The 21,869-nt window shown below is 63.4% G+C and carries 22 protein-coding genes, 1 other RNA gene and 1 riboswitch; of the genes, 11 read left to right on the plus strand and 12 right to left on the minus strand.

Features of this window, described 5'->3' with window-relative positions:
* The first annotated feature begins 1 nt into the window (after window position 1).
* The 4 genes from cobU to ACAX43_RS10560 are packed head-to-tail and all read left to right on the plus strand — an operon-like array spanning window position 2 to window position 3,456.
* On the plus strand, window positions 2–556 hold the full coding sequence (cobU, locus tag ACAX43_RS10545; RefSeq protein ID WP_370708347.1) for a bifunctional adenosylcobinamide kinase/adenosylcobinamide-phosphate guanylyltransferase: 555 nt from the start codon (window positions 2–4) through the stop codon (window positions 554–556).
* Complete coding sequence (gene cbiB / locus ACAX43_RS10550) at window positions 556–1,491, plus strand: adenosylcobinamide-phosphate synthase CbiB (RefSeq protein ID WP_370708348.1); 936 nt, start codon at window positions 556–558, stop codon at window positions 1,489–1,491. Before cobU ends, cbiB begins: the two co-directional genes overlap by 1 nt.
* Window positions 1,492–1,507: 16 nt before the next feature.
* Window positions 1,508–2,548, plus strand: coding sequence for a threonine-phosphate decarboxylase CobD (cobD, locus tag ACAX43_RS10555; protein ID WP_370708349.1), 1,041 nt, complete (start codon window positions 1,508–1,510; stop codon window positions 2,546–2,548).
* Window positions 2,545–3,456 (plus strand): cobalamin-binding protein, encoded by a 912-nt coding sequence (locus ACAX43_RS10560; RefSeq protein ID WP_370708350.1) that lies wholly within the window; start codon window positions 2,545–2,547, stop codon window positions 3,454–3,456. Before cobD ends, ACAX43_RS10560 begins: the two co-directional genes overlap by 4 nt.
* Before the next feature lie 53 nt (window positions 3,457–3,509).
* On the opposite strand, the gene ACAX43_RS10565 is transcribed toward ACAX43_RS10560, so the two are convergent.
* From ACAX43_RS10565 to ACAX43_RS10595, 7 genes are all read right to left on the minus strand, one after another.
* Window positions 3,510–4,925 carry a Fic family protein gene (locus tag ACAX43_RS10565; RefSeq protein ID WP_370708351.1) on the minus strand — a complete coding sequence of 472 codons (1,416 nt, stop codon included), beginning with the start codon at window positions 4,923–4,925 and terminating at the stop codon, window positions 3,510–3,512.
* 212 nt (window positions 4,926–5,137) lie between these two features.
* Window positions 5,138–5,728: an alpha-ribazole phosphatase gene (gene cobC / locus ACAX43_RS10570; RefSeq protein WP_370708352.1), complete on the minus strand. Its 591-nt coding sequence runs from the start codon at window positions 5,726–5,728 to the stop codon at window positions 5,138–5,140.
* Window positions 5,713–6,489: an adenosylcobinamide-GDP ribazoletransferase gene (locus tag ACAX43_RS10575; protein WP_370708353.1), complete on the minus strand. Its 777-nt coding sequence runs from the start codon at window positions 6,487–6,489 to the stop codon at window positions 5,713–5,715. The genes cobC and ACAX43_RS10575 overlap by 16 nt, the downstream gene beginning before the upstream one ends.
* Window positions 6,490–6,537: 48 nt before the next feature.
* Window positions 6,538–7,599: a nicotinate-nucleotide--dimethylbenzimidazole phosphoribosyltransferase gene (gene cobT / locus ACAX43_RS10580; RefSeq protein ID WP_370708354.1), complete on the minus strand. Its 1,062-nt coding sequence runs from the start codon at window positions 7,597–7,599 to the stop codon at window positions 6,538–6,540.
* Between the two features lie 37 nt (window positions 7,600–7,636).
* A complete protein-coding gene (locus ACAX43_RS10585) occupies window positions 7,637–8,476 on the minus strand; it encodes an ABC transporter ATP-binding protein (RefSeq protein WP_370708355.1) in 840 nt (279 codons plus the stop codon).
* Window positions 8,473–9,525: a FecCD family ABC transporter permease gene (locus ACAX43_RS10590; RefSeq protein WP_370708356.1), complete on the minus strand. Its 1,053-nt coding sequence runs from the start codon at window positions 9,523–9,525 to the stop codon at window positions 8,473–8,475. The genes ACAX43_RS10585 and ACAX43_RS10590 overlap by 4 nt, the downstream gene beginning before the upstream one ends.
* Window positions 9,526–9,552: 27 nt before the next feature.
* The gene (locus tag ACAX43_RS10595; protein ID WP_370708357.1) at window positions 9,553–11,457 is read right to left on the minus strand and encodes a TonB-dependent receptor domain-containing protein; all 1,905 of its coding nucleotides are present in this window, start codon (window positions 11,455–11,457) and stop codon (window positions 9,553–9,555) included.
* 90 nt (window positions 11,458–11,547) lie between these two features.
* Window positions 11,548–11,804: riboswitch (cobalamin riboswitch) on the minus strand.
* A gap of 207 nt (window positions 11,805–12,011) precedes the next feature.
* Between ACAX43_RS10595 and ACAX43_RS10600 the strand changes: the two genes are divergently transcribed.
* From ACAX43_RS10600 to ACAX43_RS10620, 5 genes are all read left to right on the plus strand, one after another.
* On the plus strand, window positions 12,012–12,368 hold the full coding sequence (locus ACAX43_RS10600) for an ATPase (protein WP_370708358.1): 357 nt from the start codon (window positions 12,012–12,014) through the stop codon (window positions 12,366–12,368).
* Window positions 12,365–12,679 (plus strand): cell division protein ZapA, encoded by a 315-nt coding sequence (locus tag ACAX43_RS10605; protein ID WP_370708359.1) that lies wholly within the window; start codon window positions 12,365–12,367, stop codon window positions 12,677–12,679. The genes ACAX43_RS10600 and ACAX43_RS10605 overlap by 4 nt, the downstream gene beginning before the upstream one ends.
* 115 nt (window positions 12,680–12,794) lie before the next feature.
* Window positions 12,795–12,976: non-coding RNA, 6S RNA (gene ssrS, locus ACAX43_RS10610), on the plus strand.
* Window positions 12,977–13,072: 96 nt separating this feature from the next.
* Entirely contained in the window at window positions 13,073–13,531 is a 459-nt protein-coding gene (locus ACAX43_RS10615) for an EVE domain-containing protein (protein WP_370708360.1), read from the plus strand.
* Window positions 13,532–13,728: 197 nt separating this feature from the next.
* Complete coding sequence (locus ACAX43_RS10620) at window positions 13,729–14,460, plus strand: SIMPL domain-containing protein (RefSeq protein WP_370708361.1); 732 nt, start codon at window positions 13,729–13,731, stop codon at window positions 14,458–14,460.
* 94 nt (window positions 14,461–14,554) lie between these two features.
* Here ACAX43_RS10620 and lgt read toward each other — a convergent pair whose 3' ends face one another.
* Both lgt and ACAX43_RS10630 read right to left on the minus strand, forming a co-directional pair.
* The gene (lgt, locus tag ACAX43_RS10625; protein ID WP_370708362.1) at window positions 14,555–15,460 is read right to left on the minus strand and encodes a prolipoprotein diacylglyceryl transferase; all 906 of its coding nucleotides are present in this window, start codon (window positions 15,458–15,460) and stop codon (window positions 14,555–14,557) included.
* Window positions 15,461–15,602: 142 nt separating this feature from the next.
* Window positions 15,603–16,598: a LysR family transcriptional regulator gene (locus ACAX43_RS10630; protein ID WP_370708363.1), complete on the minus strand. Its 996-nt coding sequence runs from the start codon at window positions 16,596–16,598 to the stop codon at window positions 15,603–15,605.
* Between the two features lie 214 nt (window positions 16,599–16,812).
* Between ACAX43_RS10630 and ilvD the strand changes: the two genes are divergently transcribed.
* Window positions 16,813–18,486: a dihydroxy-acid dehydratase gene (ilvD, locus tag ACAX43_RS10635; RefSeq protein ID WP_370708364.1), complete on the plus strand. Its 1,674-nt coding sequence runs from the start codon at window positions 16,813–16,815 to the stop codon at window positions 18,484–18,486.
* 170 nt (window positions 18,487–18,656) lie between these two features.
* Entirely contained in the window at window positions 18,657–18,998 is a 342-nt protein-coding gene (locus tag ACAX43_RS10640) for a c-type cytochrome (protein ID WP_370708365.1), read from the plus strand.
* 30 nt (window positions 18,999–19,028) lie between these two features.
* Here ACAX43_RS10640 and ACAX43_RS10645 read toward each other — a convergent pair whose 3' ends face one another.
* From ACAX43_RS10645 to ACAX43_RS10655, 3 genes are all read right to left on the minus strand, one after another.
* Complete coding sequence (locus ACAX43_RS10645) at window positions 19,029–19,727, minus strand: DUF2486 family protein (RefSeq protein WP_370708366.1); 699 nt, start codon at window positions 19,725–19,727, stop codon at window positions 19,029–19,031.
* Window positions 19,728–19,822: 95 nt separating this feature from the next.
* On the minus strand, window positions 19,823–20,239 hold the full coding sequence (locus tag ACAX43_RS10650) for a DNA polymerase III subunit chi (RefSeq protein WP_370708367.1): 417 nt from the start codon (window positions 20,237–20,239) through the stop codon (window positions 19,823–19,825).
* A gap of 52 nt (window positions 20,240–20,291) precedes the next feature.
* Window positions 20,292–21,833, minus strand: coding sequence for a leucyl aminopeptidase (locus tag ACAX43_RS10655; protein WP_370708368.1), 1,542 nt, complete (start codon window positions 21,831–21,833; stop codon window positions 20,292–20,294).
* Between the last annotated feature and the right edge of the window lie 36 nt (window positions 21,834–21,869).

Below are 21,869 nucleotides of genomic sequence, written 5' to 3' on the forward strand. Positions count from 1 at the left end.
GATGATTCCCCGCGACCTCACCTTCGTTCTCGGCGGCGCCCGTTCGGGCAAGAGCGTGCACGCCGAACACCTGGCGAACGACAGCGCCCTCTCCGTCACGTACATCGCGACCGCGCGCGTGGCTGACGACGCCGAATTCAGCGCGCGCATTGCGCATCATCGCGAGCGGCGTCCGGCGCATTGGCAGTTGCTCGAAGCGAGCGTGGATCTCGCCGGCGCCGTGACGCAAATCGACGCGCCGGGTCATTGCATTCTGATCGACTGTCTGACGCTCTGGCTCGCCAACCTGCTCTGTCCACCTGACGGCGACGGTTTGCCGGTCGATCGCTATCACGCCCACTTTGCCGCTTTCGAAGCGGCGCTCGTCAACGCCAAAGGCAAGATCATCGTGGTCAGCAATGAAATCGGTCTGGGCGTGGTGCCGCTCGGCGCAGAGACACGCCTCTATGTGGACGAACTCGGGCGGCTCAATCAGCGCATCGCCGCGTTGAGCAAACACGTCACGATGATGGTCGCGGGCTTGCCGCTCACCCTTAAGACAGCAGGCAGCGCGTGATGCTGTCGCTTCCTCTGATCGTCACCCTGGCGACCGCGGGCGTCGCCGTCGACCGTTGGTTTGGCGAGCCGCGTACCGCGCATCCGCTGGTCGGCTTCGGCAAATGGGCCATGCGCCTCGAAACGCGCTATAACGCGGGCCGCCGCTTGCGCCTCAAAGGACTGCTCGCGTGGTCGCTGGCAGTCATGCCGCCGGTGCTGATCGCCTGGTGGCTCGTCTGGGTGCTGCCGTTTTTTGCGGCCTGCGCGGTGCACGTTGTGCTGCTGTGGTTCGCCCTCGGCGCGCGCAGTCTGCACGATCACATTGCGCCGATCGCGCAGGCCCTGGCGCGACGCGATCTGGCGCAAGCGCGTTTGCTGACCTCGCGCATCGTCTCGCGCGAAACCACTCATGCCGACGAAGCGGCGCTGTCGCGCGCCGCCGTCGAATCGGCGCTCGAAAACGGCAACGACGCGATCTTCGGCGCGCTGTTCTGGTTCGCGATCGCGGGCGGTCCGGGCGCGCTGGGGTTTCGTCTCGCCAACACGCTCGATGCAATGTGGGGCTATCGCACGCCGCGCTATTTGCGCTTCGGCTGGGCCGCCGCGCGCATCGACGACGTGCTCAACTGGGTTCCCGCACGCCTCACCGCGGCGAGCTACGCGTTGCTCGGCGATACCCGCACCGCATTGCGTTGCTGGCGCGAACAGGCGCCGCGCTGGGATAGCCCGAACGCCGGTCCGGTGATGGCCTCCGGCGCCGGCAGTCTGAATGTGTTGATCGGCGGCCCAGCGGTTTATCACGGCGCACTTGAATATCGACCCACTTTAGGCTTCGGACACCCCGCGAAGGCCCAACATGTGACCGCAGCGTTGATGCTGGTCGAACGCACGGTCATTCTCTGGCTGGCGGTACTGATCGTGCTGGCGTTGTTGAGTGTGCCTTTTCATGGCTGACCGAACGGCTGACCGCATGACGGGTCCCAGCACTACGTTCGATGCAATGGTGCACGGCGGCAATCTGCACGAAGCGGCCGAGCGTTACGGCATTCCGCACGCGCAGTGGCTCGACCTGTCGACGGGTATCAATCCGCATGGCTATCCGGTGCCCCCCGTTCCCGCCGACGCATGGCGCCGCCTGCCCGACGAAGGCGACGGCTTTGCCGCCTGCGCCGCGCGTTACTACGGCGCGCCCGATGCCACGCATGTCCTGCCCGTGGCGGGGAGCCAGGCGGCGATTCGCGCGCTACCCTCGCTGCTGCGAAGCGCACAGGTTGGCATCGCGCCGCTCACGTACAGCGAATATGCGCCCGCATTCGAGCGAGCCGGACATGAGGTCGTGCCGCTGGATGTGTCGTGGGAAACCTTGCCGGACACGCTCACTCATGTGGTCATCGTGAATCCGAACAATCCGACCGCGGAGCATCTGAGCGCCGGCAAGCTGTTGCACTGGCATGCGCAACTGAGGGCGCGCGGCGGCACGCTGCTGGTCGACGAAGCGTTCGCGGATACGATGCCTTCGGCGTCGCTCGCGGCGAACAGCGATCGCGACGGCTTGATCGTGTTGCGTTCGCCAGGAAAGTTTTTTGGTCTCGCAGGCGTGCGCGCGGGTTTCGTACTCGGTGCGCCGACCCTGCTCAGCGCGTTGCGTCGCACGCTCGGTGCGTGGACCGTCAGCGGTCCGGCTCGTCATGCGGTCAGCGCCGCGTTCCAAGACACGTTGTGGCAACAGCAGATGCGTATGCGGCTCGATGGCGAAAGCGCCCGGCTGGTGAAGCTATTGCGCGCGCATGGTTTCGTCACGCGCAGCACACCGCTCTTCGCGTGGACCGACGATGCGCGCGCCGCCGCTCTGCATGAGGCTTTGGCGCAACGCGGCGTGTGGACACGGCTTTTCATGGCGTCGGGCAGTGTGCGCTTCGGGTTGCCTGCGGGCGACGTCGAATGGACGCGTTTCGAAGCGCGTTTGCGCGAAGCCGTTGCCCAATGCGTCTCCAACGTCCCAGCCCGATGATTCGACACGCCCGCTTCGCTATCGCCGCCGTACTTTTCGCCGGCACGCTGGACGCGCACGCCGCGATCACCGTCACCGACGACACCGGCGCAACCGTCACCTTGCCTCGCCCGGCGCAACGTGTGATCAGCCTCGCGCCGCACGTCACCGAACTGCTGTACGCGGCGGGCGGCGCTGCGAAGGTGGTCGGCGCCGTGTCCTACAGCGACTATCCGCCTGAAGCGAAACAACTGCCGCGCGTCGGCGACAACAAGGCGCTCGACCTCGAACGCATCGTCGCGTTGAAGCCCGATCTGATCGTCGTGTGGCGGCATGGCAATGCACAGCGTCAACTCGATCGTCTGCGCGAAATGCATGTGCCGCTGTTCTTCAGCGAGCCGCATCATCTCGACGATGTGGCCGTATCGCTGACCAGGCTCGGGCAATTGCTCGGCACCTCACCGGCCGCGGATGCGGCAGCGGCCGCATACCGTCGGGACATCGCACAGTTGCGTACGCAGTATGCGAGCCGGCCGCCAGTCAGCGTGTTCTACCAGGTGTGGGACCAGCCGTTGATGACGCTCAACGGCGAACATATGATCAGCGACGTGATTGCGTTATGCGGTGGCCGTAATGTGTTTGCGAAACTGGAGCCCCTGGTGCCGACGGTTTCAACCGAAGCCGTACTCGCGGCGAACCCCGAGGCGATCGTCACTGCCGCGCCCGGCGCGACCCAACCGGACACTACCCTGCCGCAACTCAGCACATGGCGCGCATGGCCGAGCCTGAAAGCCGTGGCGAACAACAATCTGTTCGCCATCGACGGCGATCTGATCAATCGACCGGCGCCCCGCGTGGTGCAAGGGGCGAAGCAACTGTGCGAAGACCTGGACCTGGCGCGTTCGCGCAGGATGAGCGGCGCGCAGTGATGCCACGCCGCACATCGCACGGCGCCATGCAGACGTGCAGACGTGCAGTGTCATTACCGTGAGACGGTATCTGCGCGCTTGAATGGCCAGCGCTCGAACTCGGAAAGCCGTAACCGATAGCGCGCGACATTGCCCAGATAGAGCTGATCGAGATCGGACTGGATTGCGTCGACGAACGAAGACACATCGCCCGGCGCCACCAGATTCCGCGCGAGCGTTTCGATCTCGCCGCGCGTGCCCGCGAGGCCGCCGCGAATCACCTCCTGCACCCCCTGTATCAACGCATTGCGATACTTGAGCCGGAATGCGTCCGGCTCGCCGATCGATTGGCGAATTGCCAGATACCGCTGGCACGAGCGCTCGTACGCCCAGACGAAAACATCGCGCAACAACTCGACGCGATTGGTTTCGTACACGCCGAGCGTGCCTTCGACGTAGGCCTTTTCGGGAACGTCGACGAACGACAGCGGACACAGGTTCTGCCGGATCAGCGGGATATTCGCGGTCAGACGCGAGACCCGTTTGTTGACGTCTTCGAAGGGCTGCAGATACGGCAAATGCACCATGCTGAAAAAAGCTTGCTCGAAGGGATCGTCGATTTGAGCCGCCTTGTTCAACACCACCTCGAAACACTCCGCGATCTGCTGCGGCACGGCGAGCGGAAAAAATACGGTGCCGCTGATCTCCACTTCGCGCACACGCAAACGGCCGCTCGCGAACGGGTCGGACATCAGGTTATCGGAAAGAATCGCGTGAAGATTCAGCACGGTGAACCGGTTGAAGCCCACCTCGTCGGCGCTCTCTACGATCATTTCGATCGCGGCCTTGTGGTTGAGGATCATCTGGGTTTCCTGGGCGTCCTTGCCTTCCGCAATTTGCCCTTGCTCGATCAGCCGCACTGTGTCGAACCGCGTGTAGGTATTGCCCTCGAGCCGCGACGACGCCCACGACAAATCGATCAGAAGCCGGCTCATGATGTCGCGCGCGTAAGTGCCGGCCGGCCGCACATCCGCCGACGTGCGGCCCCACTCGTGCAAACGTTCACGTTGCGCGTGCGGTAAATACGCGTCCTGATTCGGACGATAGCGTTCGAGAAACGCACGGTTGTAGCCGACCGGGCGACGTTCGTGCAATGGCCTGTTCACTTCGGCGCGCACCTCGAGACCCGCACTCGAGACGGGCACGTAGGCCTCGCCGGCAGTGCGTGCCGTAGTGAATGCCTGAGAGGGAGACGCAGTCTCGCTGGGAACCGGGGCCCGTTTATAGGCCACCGCCCGGCCCGCGCCCTCCGAAATGATCCGGCCAGCTTCGAGTAGCACATCGAGACGACGTTGCAGCGTGCGGCGCTGCATGGGATGGCGCCGCGCGGCAAGTGCGGAAGCCAGCGCACGAACGCTACGCCCTTCAGCGCTGGTCGCGATGAGCTGCTCGATCAGATCCAGTTCCTGCTTGATGCCGTTGCTGTTCATGCGCGCCACCTTAGCGTCCATGTGGCGCGATAAATCCTAATCGCGCCACTTTCCGCCTAGCATTGTGGCACGATTCCGGCTAATTGCGCCACTCTTAGACCAAAAAGTGGCGCGATTACGCCTTTCGCGACAAATATTCAGAAAAAATGGCACGAATAAGGCCGCGATTGGCGCAATTCGAGGGCGGCAGCTGGCTGCAACGCCCGCCGCTTTCACGCATTCCACCTCACCAACGTCCATTGCTGCGTCTGCTCATTCCTGCGCAGCCACACAACCGCGGCCATCTCCAGCGACCATCGCAGGCAGCGCTCCAGCGGCACGTCCAGCACCAGCGACGCGATCACCCGCATCACACCGGCATGCGTGACCACATAAGCCGGCGTCAATTCACGCGTCTGCGCGAACGCGTCGAACCACGCCCGCACCCGCGCGACGAATTGCGAAACGCTCTCGCCACCATGCGCACGCGCGTGTTCGAAGTTGGCTGCCCACGCGTCGAGCAAGCCACGATCGATCGCATCCCAACGCTGCTGCTCCCAATCGCCGAAGTTCATTTCCTTCAGACGGTCGTCGTGACTGAGCGCGCAGCCGAAATCGTTCGCCATGACCGCCGCCAGTGTCGCGCATCGCGTCAGCGGACTCGACATCAGCACGCGCGGTGGCGGCACCTGCAAGGTCGCGAGTTTCAATGCAAGGACGCTCGCGGATACGTCGACGTCCTCGGCGAGCGCCACGTCGCTGTGGCCATAGCACACGCCCGAATCGAGTGCGACGGCAGGATGACGAATCAGGACGATATCCATGCGAGCCCCACCAGGTAGATGCTCAATTCAAAGATCTGTTGCGCGAAGCCGAGGCAGTCGCCCGTGTAGCCACCGATGCGTCTGACGAAATAACGGCCCATTGCAAAACGCAGCGCCGCCAATACGGCGAGCGTCGCGCAAGCGAAGCGCCAATTCGGCGAAGCCAGCCCGTTCGGCCAGAGCAGCCACGGCAAACCGAACACCGCTGCGCAGAACAACGCGGGCCCACTCAAACGCTGGGCGACCGGCTTGGCTTTGCCTTCGGCGCGCACGTAGTCGAGCGTGGCCAGATAGCTGATTGCGCACGCGCGGCTCGCTGCATGCGCTGCAATCATCAGACTTGCGGCGCGCATCGGGGGCAACGCGGCGAGCGTTTGCCACTTCAATGCAAGCGTGATCACGAGCGCGATGGCACCGAAAGCACCGATGCGTGAATCATGCATGATGCGTAGTACAGCGTCGCGTGTAAAGGCGCCACCGAACGCATCGACGCAATCGGCGAGGCCGTCTTCGTGAAATGCGCCGGTGACCAGAAGCGATGCGGCCATCGACAGCAGCACCGCCACGCCCGCCGGAAACACGCGCAATGCCGCGAGATAGACCAGCGCGCTCATGCCGCCGATCAACACGCCGACGAGCGGAAAATAGCGCGCCGCCGCGTTCAGATAGTGCGGCTCATAGCCGACCCAACGCGGTACCGGCACGCGCGTGAAATAGCCGAGCGCCGTGAAAAAGTAGCGCAGTTCCGCGAGCGGGTTCATGAGTGAGCCGGGCGCACGTTTCCGTATGACGGCGCCTTGTATGACCGATCACACATCGCGATTCGCGACACCGGCCGATTCGAAGCTCGCCATTTCATTGACGAACGCGGCCGCCGCGCGCAGCAGCGGGACTGCGAGTACCGCGCCCGTGCCTTCGCCAAGACGCATATCCAGCGACAACAACGGCAGGGCGCCGAAATGATCGAGCATGCGCCGATGCCCCGCTTCGTTCGACGCGTGGGCGAACACACAATACTCGCGCACGTTCGATGCGAACGCATCGGCGACCAGCAATGCCGAGGTCGCGATGAAACCGTCGACAAGGATCGTCATCCGCGCTTGCGCGGCGGCGAGATACGCGCCGGTCATCATGGCGATTTCGAAGCCGCCAAAGGTGGCGAGCACATCGAGCGGATCGGTGGTGACGGCGTGATGCGCGAGCGCCGACGCCAGCACGTTGCGCTTTTTAGCGAGGCCTGCGTTATCGAGGCCCGTGCCCCGGCCGACGCATTCGTCGATCTGCACGCCGCACAAGCGGCTCATCAGACATGCGGCCGACGAAGTATTCGCAATCCCCATCTCGCCGAAACCAATCACGTTGCTGCCGAGCGCCGCGTGATGCCGTACGCGAACCGCGCCCGCCCGCATCGCGGCCAGCGCCTGTTCGTGCGTCATCGCGGGTTCGTGAGCGAAGTTGCGCGTGCCGGCCGCGACCGGAATGTCGACGAGTCCTTCAGTCGACGAGAGCGGCGTCGCAATCCCTGCGTTGACCACTTCGAGCTCGACGCCGGAAACCCGGCTCAGGGCATTGATCGCCGCGCCACCCGCGAGAAAGTTGGCGACCATTTGCGCGGTCACCGCTTGCGGATAAGGACTTACGCCTTCCTTCGCAATGCCGTGGTCGCCGACGAATACGATCATCGCCGGACGTTCGACCGTGGGATGCGTCGTATGCTGGATCAGCCCCATCTGGCGCGCGAGCGCCTCAAGCCGCCCCAGACTGCCGGGCGGCTTGGTCCTGGTATCGATGATGTGCTGCAACTCGGCACGCAGCGATTGATCGAGCGGTTCGACTTCGGACAATCCCGGCAAACCTGGCAAAGAAGTCATGGACGTTTCTAAAAGAGAAAATGTTTTGATGAACCGGTTAGCTTGCCGGAGTGTCACGGCTCGCCGGCGATTCGCGATGCGGGCGCGGCGCGGGAATCAGCGCCTCATGCTCGCCCTCGCGAATCAGAAGCAACGGATAGCCGAATGCGCGGCTCGTCAGCGTGGGCGTCAGCACGTCGTGCACCGGTCCGGCATAGGCACTGCCGTCGCCGTCGAGCAGCAGCGCATGCGTCGCGAAGCGGCGCGCGAGGTTCAGGTCGTGACACGAAAACATCACTGTACGCCGGGGCTCGCGCGTCCAGGCGGTCAGCGCCTCCAGGCAATCGATCTGATGATGCAGATCCAGGTGCGATAACGGTTCGTCGAGCAGCAACAATGGCGCGTCCTGGCACAGCACCGCGGCCAGCGCGACGCGTTGACGTTCGCCGCCTGAAAGCGACAGTACGTCGCGGGCAGCGAATGCGGCGAGGCCCAATGAGTCGAGGGCGGCATGCGCGGCAGCGCGATCGGCCTCGCCCTCCCAACCCCAGCCGGTCAGATGCGGAAAGCGGTTCAGCATCACGATATCGAGCACGCTCGCGCTGAATGCGTCGGGCGCGTTTTGCGGCATCAGAGCGCGACGTTGCGCGAGCGGCAACGGCTGCCAGTCCGCGAGACGCACGCCATCGAGTTCGACATGTCCCGCCGACGGCTGCGCCAAACCGGCGAGCGTGGATAGCAGTGTCGTCTTGCCCGCGCCGTTCGGCCCGGCGACGCACCAGATCTCGCCTTCGTAGAACGTATGCGTGAATGCGTCGAGCAAGGTGCGCGTGCCCGCGCGCAAGGTCAGGCGTTGCGCGCTGAGCGCGGCATGCGAGGCGTTATGTGTGTTCATCATCGACGTCGGCGCAGCAGCATCCACAGAAACACCGGCACGCCGACGATCGACGTAATCACGCCGACCGGCAATTGCGCCGGCGCAATCACCGTACGCGCGATCAAGTCCGCGCCCATCACCGCAACGCCGCCTCCGAGTGCCGCAGCGGGCAGCAGCATGCGCTGATCGTTGCCGAACGCAAGCCGCAGCATATGCGGCACCACCAGCCCGACAAAACCGATGGTGCCCGCAGTCGTGACCGCCGCGGCGGCCGCCAGCGACGCCACCAGATACACACGCAAGCGCAGCGGCATCACCGCCACGCCTAACGCCTGTGCGGCCGCATCGCCTCGCAGCAGCACATTAAGACGCGGCGCAGCGGGCACGATCGCAACCAGTACCACGAAGAGCGCGGCGAGCGCTGTCCACGGCATCGCGCCGCCGTTCAGATCGCCGGTCAGCCAGAACAGCATGCCGCGCAGACGATTGTCGGGCGCAAGGTTGAGCAACAAGGTAATGACGGCGCCCCACCCGGCTGCGATCACCGCACCGGTCAGCAGCAAACGTGGCGAGGTATCCTGCGGTTCGCCCCGCCACAACTCGCGGCGGGCGAGGCCGAGTACCAGCAGGATCGAGACGAATGCGCCCGCGAACGCGCTGGCATCGACAATCCACCACGCGCAACCGGCAATCATCGCGATCAGCGCGAACGTCGCCGCGCCGCCCGAGACGCCTAATACGTAGGGTTCGGCCAAGGGATTGCGCAACAGCACTTGCAGCAGCGCACCGGCTAATGCGAGCAACGCGCCGCATGCAAAGCCGGCCACCGCGCGCGGCAAACGCAGTGTGCGGACGATCTCGCCGGCCAGATCGGCAGACTCGACATGCGAGGCATGCGACGGCAGGAGCGCCGCCAACACGCGCGCAGGTGCAAGCGACACGCTGCCGAGTGCGAGCGAGGCCATCAGCACAGCCAGCGCGATTGCGGCAAGCGCGAACCAGATCGCAGCCGCGCGCTTCGCACTCATCACACGCAGCGTCGCGGGTATCGAACCCGGATTGCGGTTCATCCGCCTGAACCCGGAGAGGCGCACCCGTTACTGCTGCTGCCAACCGACCGTGACATAGGCACCGCGCCGCGGCGAGTTATACGAGTAGGCCGTTTCATAGTCCTTGTTCAACAGGTTCTGGATTTGCGCGGTCACGTACCACGCCTTTGTGATGTTGTAGCGCGCCGACAGATTCACCACGCCGTAGCCGCCCAGCTTGCCGCTGCTATCGTCGCGCGCGCCGCTCAATATCCACTCGCCGCCGACACGCCAACCGGCGATGCTGCGATTCACCGCCAGCGACGCGAAGCGCCGCGCACGCCGCACGAGGTCGGTATCGCTATCGAGGTCGACGGGATTTTGCAGCGTTATCGATGCGCGCACATCCGTCTTGCCCACGTGACCGCTCCACGATCCTTCGAGTCCCTGCACCTTCGCATGGCCGACGTTCTCTGCCAGATAGATGCCTGGCGTGACCTGCGGGTAGTCGATCAGATTCGAATAGCGCGTCTGGAACGCGCTCAGGCGCATCACGCCAAGCGCATTCGACGCGTACTGCAACGCTGCTTCGATCGAGTGGCTGCGCTCCGGCTGGATCGACGGATTGCCGCTGATCGGATAGTACAGATCGTCGAAGCTCGGCGCGCGGAACGAATCCGAATAGCTTGCAGTCGCCTTCCAATGCTCGGTGATGTCGAAACCGTAGCCGAGATAGTAACTGTTCGCCCCGCCGAAATCGGAATACTGATCGCGCCGCACGTTGGCCTGAATCTGGTTGCGCCCAAAGCGTCCTGTATAGCCGACAAAGCCCGAATCCACATGCCGGCCAGGCGCCGCGAACGTATCCGAGTCGAGGCTCTGATCGAGATGCTCGTAGCCGACCTGCAGCTTCTGTTGCGCGGCGAGCGCGAAATCGTTCTGCCAGGTGTACTGGCGATTGTCGGTATCGAAGCGGCCGTTGTAGATGCCGTTGGTATTCGACACGCTACGGTCGTCGCCTTCGGAGACGACGAAATGCGTGGTCCACCAGTCGGTCAGCTTGCCGTTCGCGAACGCCGACACCTGGCGCACCTTGCTATACAGGTTGTTCAGATCGGCCGGCACGCCGTACGCATTGTCGTAGCTGTTATTGCCGTTCGACTGGAAATACGTGACGCCTGCGTCCCACTTGTCGTTAAATTTGTGGCGCAGCGAAGCCGAGATACTTTCGTTCAGATAGCCGTTCGCGTTCGGATTCGCGTTAGGGGCCTGCGCAGGATTGAGCGACGAAAAACCGTCGTCTTTCGAGCGCGCGAGCGAGATGCTGAAGGTCGTCTTGCCGTCCTTATCCAAGGCGCCGTTCACGCCGGCCTGTTGCGTCTGCGTGTGATAGCTGCCGTAGCCCACCGAAAAATTGAAACGTGGCGGATGGTCGCCGCCAGCTTTGGTGAACACCTGTACCACGCCGCCGATTGCGCCCGAGCCGTACAGTGCCGACACGTTACCGTTCACGACTTCGACGTGATCGATCTGGTCGAGCGGAATCTGCGCGAGTTGCGGCGCGCCCAGACTCACCGAGTCGACTCGCACGCCATCGATCAGCAACAGCGATTGCGTCGACGACGCGCCACGCAGAAACAGGCTGGCAGTGGAACCCGGGCCACCCGTGCGCGAGATCTGCGCGCCGGGAGCGAGTTGCAGCAGACCGGGCAAATCGGTCGCGGCCGAATCGGCGATGTCCTGCTGATCGAATAGCGTGGTCGGCGGGATCGCCTCAGCGAGCGGTTGCGGCCCGCGCTCCGCGGTCACGACTACGGGCGACAACACCGTGGGCGATAGACCGGCAGCCCCCGTCTCGGCAGAAGAAGATGATGATGAAGACGAAGAAGACGATGAAGCCGCAGCCTGAGCGTGCACGACGAGCGGCAGACCCGCAAAGGCGAGCAACGCCGCGCGAGCGATGGGGGACAGCATGGGATGACATTCCTGTGGATAGCGTGCTCGCCCCGCTTCCCCGCAGGCCGATGCGTAACAAGGCGTCAGCGCGCTTTAACGTTTGCGCGGAGACAACCCTCTCCCTCTGGCCGGTATCCGGGCTGGCGACATATCGATCCCACCTTCCCACGCGTGACGCGCAGTGGCACACTCGCATGTTCAGCGTCGAACACACAATCAGGACCGACCTGCACGACGAATGCGGTCGCTTACCGTTGCGGGGGCAGCGCAGGTTCGCGCGTTCAGGCGAACGCCGCGCCCTGCTTCCCGTTTAACTGCGCGCACTGTTGAAAGCGCGCGCGGGCACCAAAGTGCGGCCAGTTTAGAAGCGGCCTTCGGACCCGTCAAGAACGGTCGAACCCTGCCCGATCTGTTCTGTTAAGGGCAGGTTATTGTCCGATGCGCGAGGTGTTTTTCGTCATAGGGTCGATAAAAGCCTGCACAAAGCGATGTTGTTACGTCTCGAAACGAGACAATTGTCGGAACCTGCGACATTCCGCGCTAAAATGCAATGTCTTTAGAGGACGCAGCAGATGCTCACCGAACTCGAAACACTTTCACAAAATATCGGCAAGCTGATCGCGATCAGCCAACGCCACAATGACGCGCGACTCGCGCTCGAAGAGCAGCTCGCCCAAACGCGCGCCGAAGCAGAGGCCACGCGTACCGACCTCGCGTTGATGCGCGAGGAGCGCGATGCGCTGCAAGCGGAACGTGATGCGCTGTCGGCAAAGATCGACGACGCTCAGGTCCGCCTGAATGCGATTCTCGAAAAGCTGCCGCGGGGCCGCGGGCAGAGCGAGCCGGACAATCAGCTCGATCTGCTCGAGGCCGCACCGCACGAGGTCGAAGCGGAGCGCGACGTCACCCGCCATGGAGAAAATGCATGACCACCAAGCAGATCGAAGTATCGATTCTCGGCGCACCGTATCGTCTCGCCTGCTCGGCCGAAACTGAAGGCGCGCTGCTTGAAGCGGTGGCACGCGTCGACGCCGAAATGTCGAAGATCCGCAATAACAGCAACGTACGCGGCACGGATCGCATTGCCGTCATGGCTGCGCTGTCGCTGGCATCGGAACTGCTTAAGCTGCAAACGAGCGTGAGACACGGAGAAGCATTTCCCGCCGAGGAAATCCGGCGTACAATGCATCAAATGAACGAACAACTGGGTACTGTGATTCAGCAGTACAGCATGCAGTAAATATCGAAAGGCCGGTCCTGAGACCGGCTGCGGATTCAAGCGAAATGCATGAGCGAAAACTCAGCAAACGTTTGGTTCACTCGGTGGGTTTCATCGTTTCAGCTTCATCGGTTTAGCTTCCCTGCCTGGTTCGCCAAGGTCATATATTCCTTGAACCAATGCCATGTGCACGGTTGTGGAAATTTGTAGCACGGGTGTGCGCGTCACTCTGTCTGATGTACCCGAAGTGCTGCTAACTGCGACCAATTCTGAACCCCCGGTTCAGGATGCCGGCCTAGCGGCTAAGGCGGGGACCTTATTTAGAACGGCATCGGACTTCGGTTCGGTGCCGTTTTTCTTTGGGTCTCGCGTTTTTCCTCTGCATCTTCAACCTCTTAACGTTCAACTCGACTCATGCGCTACTGGCTGATGAAGTCCGAACCGGACGAAGCAAGCATCGATCATCTCGCCCACGCACCGCAACACACGTTGCCGTGGACCGGCGTACGCAACTATCAGGCGCGCAACTTCATGCGCGACATGATGCAGGTGGGCGACGGCGTACTGTTCTATCACTCGAGTTGTCCGGAGCCCGGCATTGCGGGGCTCGCGGAGGTATCGTCCACCGCCTACCCGGACCCCACGCAATTCGACAAGAAGAGCCCCTACTACGATCCGAAGTCGTCGCAGGAAACGCCGCGCTGGCTGCTCGTCGATGTGGTGTTCAAGAAGAAAATCCCGTTGATTCCGTTGGCCGCGTTGCGCGAGCATAAGGAATTGAAGGACATGCGCGTGCTCGCCAAAGGCAACCGACTGTCGATCACGCCGGTGAGCGAAGCCGAATGGCGCTTCATCACCAAGCGCCTTGTTTAAGGTTGCATACGCACATGCGAGACGGTGTCGCTGAATCGTAGGCATGCCGGCACGCACACCAGGGCGCACGTTGAAGCAAACCTCAAATTAGGGAACCAAGCCCAGGTTACAAGCGCCTAACGGACTCGCAAACGTTGTGCCACTGCACGGCGTTCGCTCCCATCGTGCACAACCTGTTTCAAGCAAGGAGTCCAGGAATGACAAAAAACACCGCACGAGCACTTGCTCTCGCCCTCGTATGCGCCGCTCCTGCCGCGCTCGCGCTGACGCCGGCCATGGCCCGCGCGCAGGGCGTGACGCAGTATCAGCCCGCGGGCGTACTGTCGCTGAATGCACAGGCAAGCGCGGAAGTGCCGCAAGACGTCGTCGATATCACGCTGTTCTATGAACAGGAAGCGAGCGATCCGTCGGCACTCACGTCCACGCTGAATCAGCGCGCCGATGCAGCGCTGCAGAAAGCCAAGGGTGTGAACGGTGTGACGGCCCGCACGGGTTCGTTCTCGATCTATCCGTCCACTGATCGCGACGGCCGCATTTCCGCATGGCGCGGGCGTACGGAGGTCGTGCTCGAATCGCACGACTTCGCTGCGGCGTCGAAGCTCGCGGGTCAGATGGCATCGATCATGCAAGTCGGCAACGTGCAGTTCTCACTGTCGCCGCAAGCGCAGCGTGCCGCTGAGCAGAAGCTCACCGGCGAGGCAATCAGGTCGTTCCGTGAGCAAGCTGCTTCGTCGGCACAGGCGTTCGGCTACAGCGGCTATTCGATTCGCGAGGTGAACGTCGGGCACAACGGAGTCATGCCGCGTCCGATGATGATGATGAGCGCGCGCGCAATGAGCGCCGACGCGAAGGCCTCGGCACCGGTGCCGCTTGAAGGCGGCACGTCGACTGTAACGGTCAATGTGTCGGGCTCGGTGCAGATGAAGTAACGCGTTGTTGCGCCAGAAGCACTGCTTCGAAGCTGTAAGCGAAAAAACCACGGCATGCCGTGGTTTTTTTATTGGCTACGATAAAACGCAGCGTTCAATTGGCGCCGACCGCCTGTGCCGGTTCACGCCGCGCACGGCGATAGGACCACACCAATAGCCCGATCCCCACGACGATCATCGGCAGCGAGAGCCATTGGCCCATCGATAGGCCCATTGCCAGAAGCCCAAGGAAATCGTCCGGCTCACGCGCGAATTCGACGGTGAAACGTGCAAGGCCGTAACCAATCAGGAACATCGCGGAGATCGCGCCCATGGGCTTCGGTTTGCGCGAGAAGAAGAACAGCACGAAGAACAGCGCCACGCCTTCCAGCGCGATCTCATACAACTCCGACGGATGCCGCGGCAGCATGTGATATTGCGCGAACACTTCGTTCAGATGCCACTGCGCGGCCAGTTGCGGATGCGCGGTGAGCCACGTGGCGTCGTCGGGTGCGGCGCCCGGAAACAGCATCGCCCACGGCGACGCCGGATCGGTCACGCGACCCCATAACTCGCCGTTGATGAAGTTGCCGAGGCGGCCGGCCGCGAGCCCTGTGGGCACCATCGGCGCGACGAAATCGGTGACCTGCAGCCAGGAGCGTTTGCGCTGATACGCGAACAGCACCATGGCCAGCGTCACGCCGAGAAAGCCGCCGTGAAACGACATGCCGCCTTCCCACACCTTGAAGATGTCGAGCGGATGCGCGAAGTAAAAGCTTGCCTTGTAGAACAGCACGTAGCCGATCCGGCCGCCGAGAATCGTTCCGAGCACGCCATAGAACAGCATGTCGTCGATATCCTTGACGGTCCAGCCTTGCGCGGCGACATACGGCAAACGCAGCCGCAGCCGGCCGACGACAATCGCCGCGACGAACGCGACGAGGTACATCAGTCCGTACCAGCGCACAGCGACCGGCCCCAGATGAATGGCTATGGGGTCAATATTCGGGTGAATGAGCATCGTATTGTTATGGGGTTATGGGCAGTTCGGGTTCAGAAGCGGGTTTTCCAGGCGATCTTCCGGTAGCAGGCAGCGGTTTGCGCACCATGCAGCGCATGCGTTGGACGGTTCGGAACGCAATGCGTTCGCGGCGGCGTCGAACCTACACACCGGGCGCAACGCCCCGGGTTTCGAGCGTGGCCGCATGCGCACGCACAATCTCGATGAAGCCGGCCAGCACCGGACTCACCTCCGCCGTGCGCCAGACCAGTCCCGTCTCGATCGCCGGCACCGATTCGGAGAGCGGCCGGTACACGACGCCGGTGCGGCGCAGATTACGCAACGATTGCGGCACCAGTGCGACACCCATGCCGGCCGACACGAGGCTTACGATCGTCTGCATCTGGATCGCCTCCTGGCCGACCCGGGGCGCAAGTCCCGCCACGCCGTAGCAATCCATAATGATGTCATAAAAGCCTGGCGCCAAACGTCTTGGGAAGATCACGAGGGGCGCATCGGCGACATCGCGCAGGCTGATCGGCGTGTCCAGCCACTCTGCGTGCGGGTCGGCATACGGATCAGCGCGAGTTCCCGCGGCGTTGTCCACACGCCCCGCCGTTTCCGTCGACATCGCGATCACGAGCGGTTCGCGGGCGATCGGCAGCCACGACAGCTGGGTGGCATGGCGCGACGGCAGCGGCGCGATCACGAGGCCCGCATCGATGCGCCCGGCCACGAGTTCGTCCACCTGCACGTCGCTGGTGGCTTCGGTCAATTCGAGGCGCACCTGCGGATGGCGCGCGCCGAAATCACGCAGCAGCAACGGCAGCAGCCCGTAATCGGCCGTGGAGACGAAAGCCAGCGACAGCACGCCCGCCTCGCCACGCGCGAGACTCTGCGCCATCGGCCGCAGTCCCTCGGCGCTTGCCAGCAGGCGCTGCACTTCGGGAAGCAGGTCGGCGCCCACCGCTGTCAATTCGACCGAGCGCTTGGTGCGCGCGAACAGTTCGACGCCAAGCGTCTCCTCCAGCGCCCGAATCGCTTGCGACAAGGGCGGCTGCGTCATCGACAGACGCGCGGCCGCCCTCCCGAAGTGCTTTTCTTCGGCGACGGTCACGAAATAGCGCAACTGGCGCAGGTCGGGGATGGCAGGCAACATGATTAATACATTTTACGACCTAATCGAGGCTGAATAATATATTGGACACGCGCTTCGCAAAACTGCATCCTTGCGCCACGCGTCGGCACTAAACTGGACTGACGCGTCGGCTAACCTGCCGCCAAGCGGATCGGCAGCGTAGGCGCAGCACCCGCGGCAGCACCCGAGCCCCGAACACGCAGCACGGATCAAAACAATCAGATTGGAGTTCCCCATGCCATACAACCGTCGTTCGAAGAACATCACGCAAGGCGTGGCACGTTCGCCGAACCGCTCGATGTACTACGCACTCGGCTACGAAAAGGCCGACTTCGACAAGCCGATGATCGGCATCGCCAACGGCCACTCGACCATCACGCCGTGTAACGCCGGCCTGCAGCGTCTGGCCGACGCGGCGGTCGCCGCAGTCAAGGGCGCCGACGCGAATCCGCAGATCTTCGGCACGCCGACGATCTCGGACGGCATGTCGATGGGTACCGAGGGCATGAAGTACTCGCTCGTGTCGCGCGAAGTCATCTCCGACTGTATCGAGACCTGCGTGCAGGGCCAGTGGATGGACGGCGTCGTTGTGATCGGCGGTTGCGACAAGAACATGCCGGGCGGCATGATCGGCATGTTGCGCACGAACGTGCCGAGCATCTACGTGTACGGCGGCACGATCCGCCCGGGCAACTGGAAGGGCACCGACCTGACGATCGTGTCGTCATTCGAAGCAGTGGGCGAATTCACGGCCGGCCGGATGTCGCAGGAAGATTTCGAAGGGGTCGAAAAGAACGCGTGCCCGTCCACGGGTTCGTGCGGCGGCATGTACACCGCCAACACGATGAGCTCGTCGTTCGAAGCACTCGGCATGTCGCTGCTGTACTCGTCGACGATGGCCAACCCCGACCAGGAAAAGGTCGACTCGGCAGCCGAATCGGCACGCGTGCTGGTCGAAGCGGTCAAGAAGGATCTGAAGCCGCGCGACATCGTCACAAGGAAGTCGATCGAAAACTCGGTGGCCGTGCTCATGGCCACGGGCGGCTCGACCAACGCCGTGCTGCACTTCCTGGCTATCGCCCACGCGGCCGAAGTGGAATGGACCATCGAAGACTTCGAGCGCATGCGTAAGAAAGTACCGGTGATCTGCAACCTGAAGCCGTCGGGCCAGTTCGTGGCGACCGATCTGCACAAGGCAGGCGGCATTCCGCAAGTCATGAAGATCCTGCTCGACGCAGGTTTGTTGCATGGCGACTGCATGACCATCACCGGCAAGACGATCGCCGAAGAACTGAAGGACGTGCCGAGCAAGCCGCGCGCCGATCAGCAAGTGATTTTCCCGATCGAGCAGGCGCTGTACAAGGAAGGCCACCTGGCGATCTTGAAGGGCAACCTGGCGGTCGACGGCGCGGTCGCCAAGATCACCGGATTGAAGAACCCGGTCATCACGGGCCCGGCCCGCGTGTTCGACGACGAGCAAAGCGCGCTGGAAGCGATTCTGGCCGACAGGATCGTCGCCGGCGACGTGGTGGTGCTGCGCTACCTCGGCCCGAAGGGCGGCCCCGGCATGCCGGAAATGCTCGCGCCGACCTCGGCGATCATCGGCAAGGGTCTCGGCGAAACCGTCGGCCTGATTACCGACGGCCGCTTCTCGGGCGGCACGTGGGGCATGGTGGTCGGCCACGTCGCGCCGGAAGCGTTCGTGGGCGGTACGATCGCGTTCGTGCACGAAGGTGACTCGATCACGATCGACGCGCACCGGCTGCTCCTGCAACTGAACGTCGACGACGCCGAAATCGAACGCCGTCGCGCGGCATGGCAAGCACCGAAGCCGCGTTACACGCGTGGCGTGCTGGCGAAGTACTCCGCGTTGGCGCTGCCGGCCAACAAGGGCGCCGTAACGGGCTAAGCGTGCACCGGGCAGGCTGATTTGCCTCGGTCAATGGGGCGGATCCGAAGCACCGCTCGAGGCTGCATAAGCTACGTAAAAGCGCAAAGGGGCGCACGGGAAACCGTGCGTCCCTTTCCTTTTATAATGCGTGCACCACGAGTCGGGCACCTGCACCGACGGAGACCAGAATGAAATCAATGTCGTATGCAGTGCTCGCAGTGGCCTGTGTGCTGGGCGCTACGCTAAGCGCCGGCAGCCCGGCGGCGCACGCGGAGACGCCCGCCGGCCTCGCGCTTGCCCAGCAGCAGAATTGCATGAGCTGCCACTCGGTGACACGTCCCTTCATGGGACCGGCGCTGCACGACGTCGCGGCGAAATATGCCGGCCGTGAAGACGCCGCCACTTATCTGAGGCACAAGATTCTGGACGGCAGCACGGGGGTGTGGGGCCCGGTCCCGATGCCCGCGAATACGCAACTCACGCCCGATCAGGCGGCCACACTGGCGAGCTGGATATTGACGCTCAAATGAACGCGTCTGAATGAGGGCGCCCTCCCATGGTTAAGCGCTGCCCGAGCGCCGCACGATCTCTTGTTCCACCGCTTCCCGCACCCAGCCGGTCAATTCGCTCTCCAAAGCCAGCGCCACTTCGCGCGTGATCTGGTTCACGAGCCATGAAGTGTGATCCTGCAAGGCATCGCGACAGCGTGCTTCGATGATGCCGCGCCCGTCGCCCGTCAAAAACCCCGCGAACCGTCCGCGCAGACGTTCGGCGATGGCATCGGCATCGAGATTCGACTGCTGCTGTGCGAGCGCTTCGTGAGCGATGTCCGGCGGCACGCTGGCGCCCGCCTCGGCGGGCGCCAGCGGTTCAGCCCGATCGAAGACGTCCGCTGACGGCGCGAACGCGGGCTCATGTCCGTGCCCGTGATCGACGACGTGATGTGCCTTCGAGCGCTTTTTCGGATGAACGGATTCTGCCGGATGCAACAGCTCTGGCAGGCGCGGGGGGTCCTGCGGATGCACGGGCTCCGGCACAAACGTGGGTTCCGGCGCATGTAAGGGTTCTGGCGAGAGCACCGGCTCCGGAACGCCTTTGGGTTCCGGCGCGAAGACAGGTTCCTGCGCGGTCTCGGGATCGAACACCGGCTGTGTAGCCGGCGCCGCCGCACCGCTCGGCGCATGGCGCGCCTGGTCGGGATGGCCCGGTACGAGAATCTCGTGCAGAACCGGGATCGAACTATCGTTGGGATCGGACACGTGCGCTCTCCGTGTTTGAGTGCGATGCTTAAAGCCGGCCGCGTACGCGTCGAATCCATACGACAAAACACCACGCGACGCGGTCGGAACGAGAGCTAGCTGCCTTGCTTGTAGTTGTTCAAAGCATAGCCGCGATCGCGGTAGAAACGATAGCGTTCGCGGCCCGCCGTGAGTTCGTCGTGTGCGTTACCGACCACTTCCAGCAATCTTTCGAAGCGCGCGAACTGCGCCGGCACCGCAGCGCCGAGATTGAGCAGCACCTGATGGTGCGGCACATCATCGAGGTTCGAGGCCAGCACGATGGGGGTTTGCAAGGCGAGCGGCGTGCCCGCCATGCAGTGCGGCACGAAGTCGAGTGGAGAAAACGTCCACAGCTGTTCGTCGAAAGCCCGCAGCCGCGCGGGCTCGGCCAGCACGACGGTCGGCTGGCCCGCCTGATACGCCTTGCGAATCAGGCGGCACGCATACAGCAGCGAATCGCCGACGTTCGAGTGAAAGTCGATTCTGGTCATCGGCGGGTCCGCCTTGCGTCTACGACTGCGCCCGCAACCTTACTGCAATGCGTCATTGTGCGGCGCGACCGTCAGCGGCCCTACCGTCCGCGGCCCGATCGATCAGGAACTGCGCGAGCAACGGCACTGGGCGGCCGGTCGCGCCCTTCGCCGCGCCGCTCTTCCATGCGGTGCCGGCGATGTCCAGGTGGGCCCACGGATACGCTTCAGTGAAGCGCGACAGGAAGCATGCCGCTGTCACGCTGCCGGCCGGACGGCCGCCGATGTTGGCCATGTCCGCGAAGTTCGACTTGAGCTGATCCTGATACTCGTCGTCGAGCGGCAAGCGCCAGGCCGGGTCGGATGCTTCACGCGATGCGTCGAGCAACTCGCCCGCCAGCGCGTCGTCTTTCGAGAACAGCGCGCTGTTGTGATGACCCAGCGCGATGATGCAGGCGCCTGTCAGCGTGGCGATGTCGATCACCGCGGCCGGCTTGAAACGCTCGGCGTAGGTCAGCGCGTCGCACAGGATCAGCCGGCCTTCGGCGTCCGTGTTGAGCACTTCGATCGTCAAGCCCTTCATGCTGGTAACGATGTCGCCCGGCTTGGTAGCCGTAGCCGACGGCATGTTTTCAACCGCCGGAATGATGCCGACCACGTTGATTTTCAAGCCCATTTCAGCGACGGCGCGCAACGTGCCCAGCACCGAACCGGCGCCGCACATGTCGTACTTCATCTCGTCCATGCCCTCACCCGGCTTCAACGAAATGCCGCCCGTGTCGAACGTGACGCCCTTGCCGACCAGCACCACCGGCGCGGCTTTCGCGGCGCCGCCGTGGTACTGCAGCACGATGAACTGAGCCGGTTCGACCGAGCCTGCCGTGACCGACAGGAACGAGCCCATCTTGAGCGCCTCGCACTGCTTCTCGCCGAGCACTTCGAGCTTCAGCTTCCAGTCTTTGGCGAGCTTTTTGGCCGTGTTGGCGAGGTAGGTGGGGGTGCAGACGTTGCTCGGCAGGTTGCCGAGGTCGCGCGTCAGGTCCATGCCGTTGGCAAGCGCTGCGCCCTGCTTCGCGGCCAGCTTGGCGGCCTTCTCGTCGCCGCTATTGACGCTGAAGACGATGCGCTTCAATGCACGCGGCGAATTGTCCGGCTTGCTCTTCATCTGCGTGAAGCGGTACGTCAACTCGCGCAGCGCGAGGATCGCGGCGCGCACGCCCCAATCGGCCGAGCGTTCGAGAATCGGCAGCTGGGCGAGCGTGAAGGTGACCTGGACGATCTTGGTGGTGAGCAATGCGCGCCAGGCGGCCCGCACGGCTTCGCCGTACGCTTTCTGGCTGAAAGCATCCTGCTTGCCGAGGCCGACCAGCAGCACCCGTGAAGCGCCGATGCCTGAGACTTCGTGCAGGAACAGCGAGGTGCCGGCCTTGCCGTCCATATCGCCCGCCTTGATGATGCGAGTCAGCAGGCCCTTGGTGGCCGCGTCGATCTCCAGCGCAGCGCCCGAGAGCGTTTGCGACTCGAACACGCCGATTACGATGCAATCCGATTTCCCGGTCAGGAAACCGTTTGACGAGCCTTTGGTCCAATCACAGGCTTTTATGCTAAAGTCCATCGCGCTTGTCCTCGGATAAAGTCTGAGCTTAGGATG

The organism is Paraburkholderia sp. IW21 (assembly GCF_041321145.1).
Lineage (GTDB): Bacteria > Pseudomonadota > Gammaproteobacteria > Burkholderiales > Burkholderiaceae > Paraburkholderia.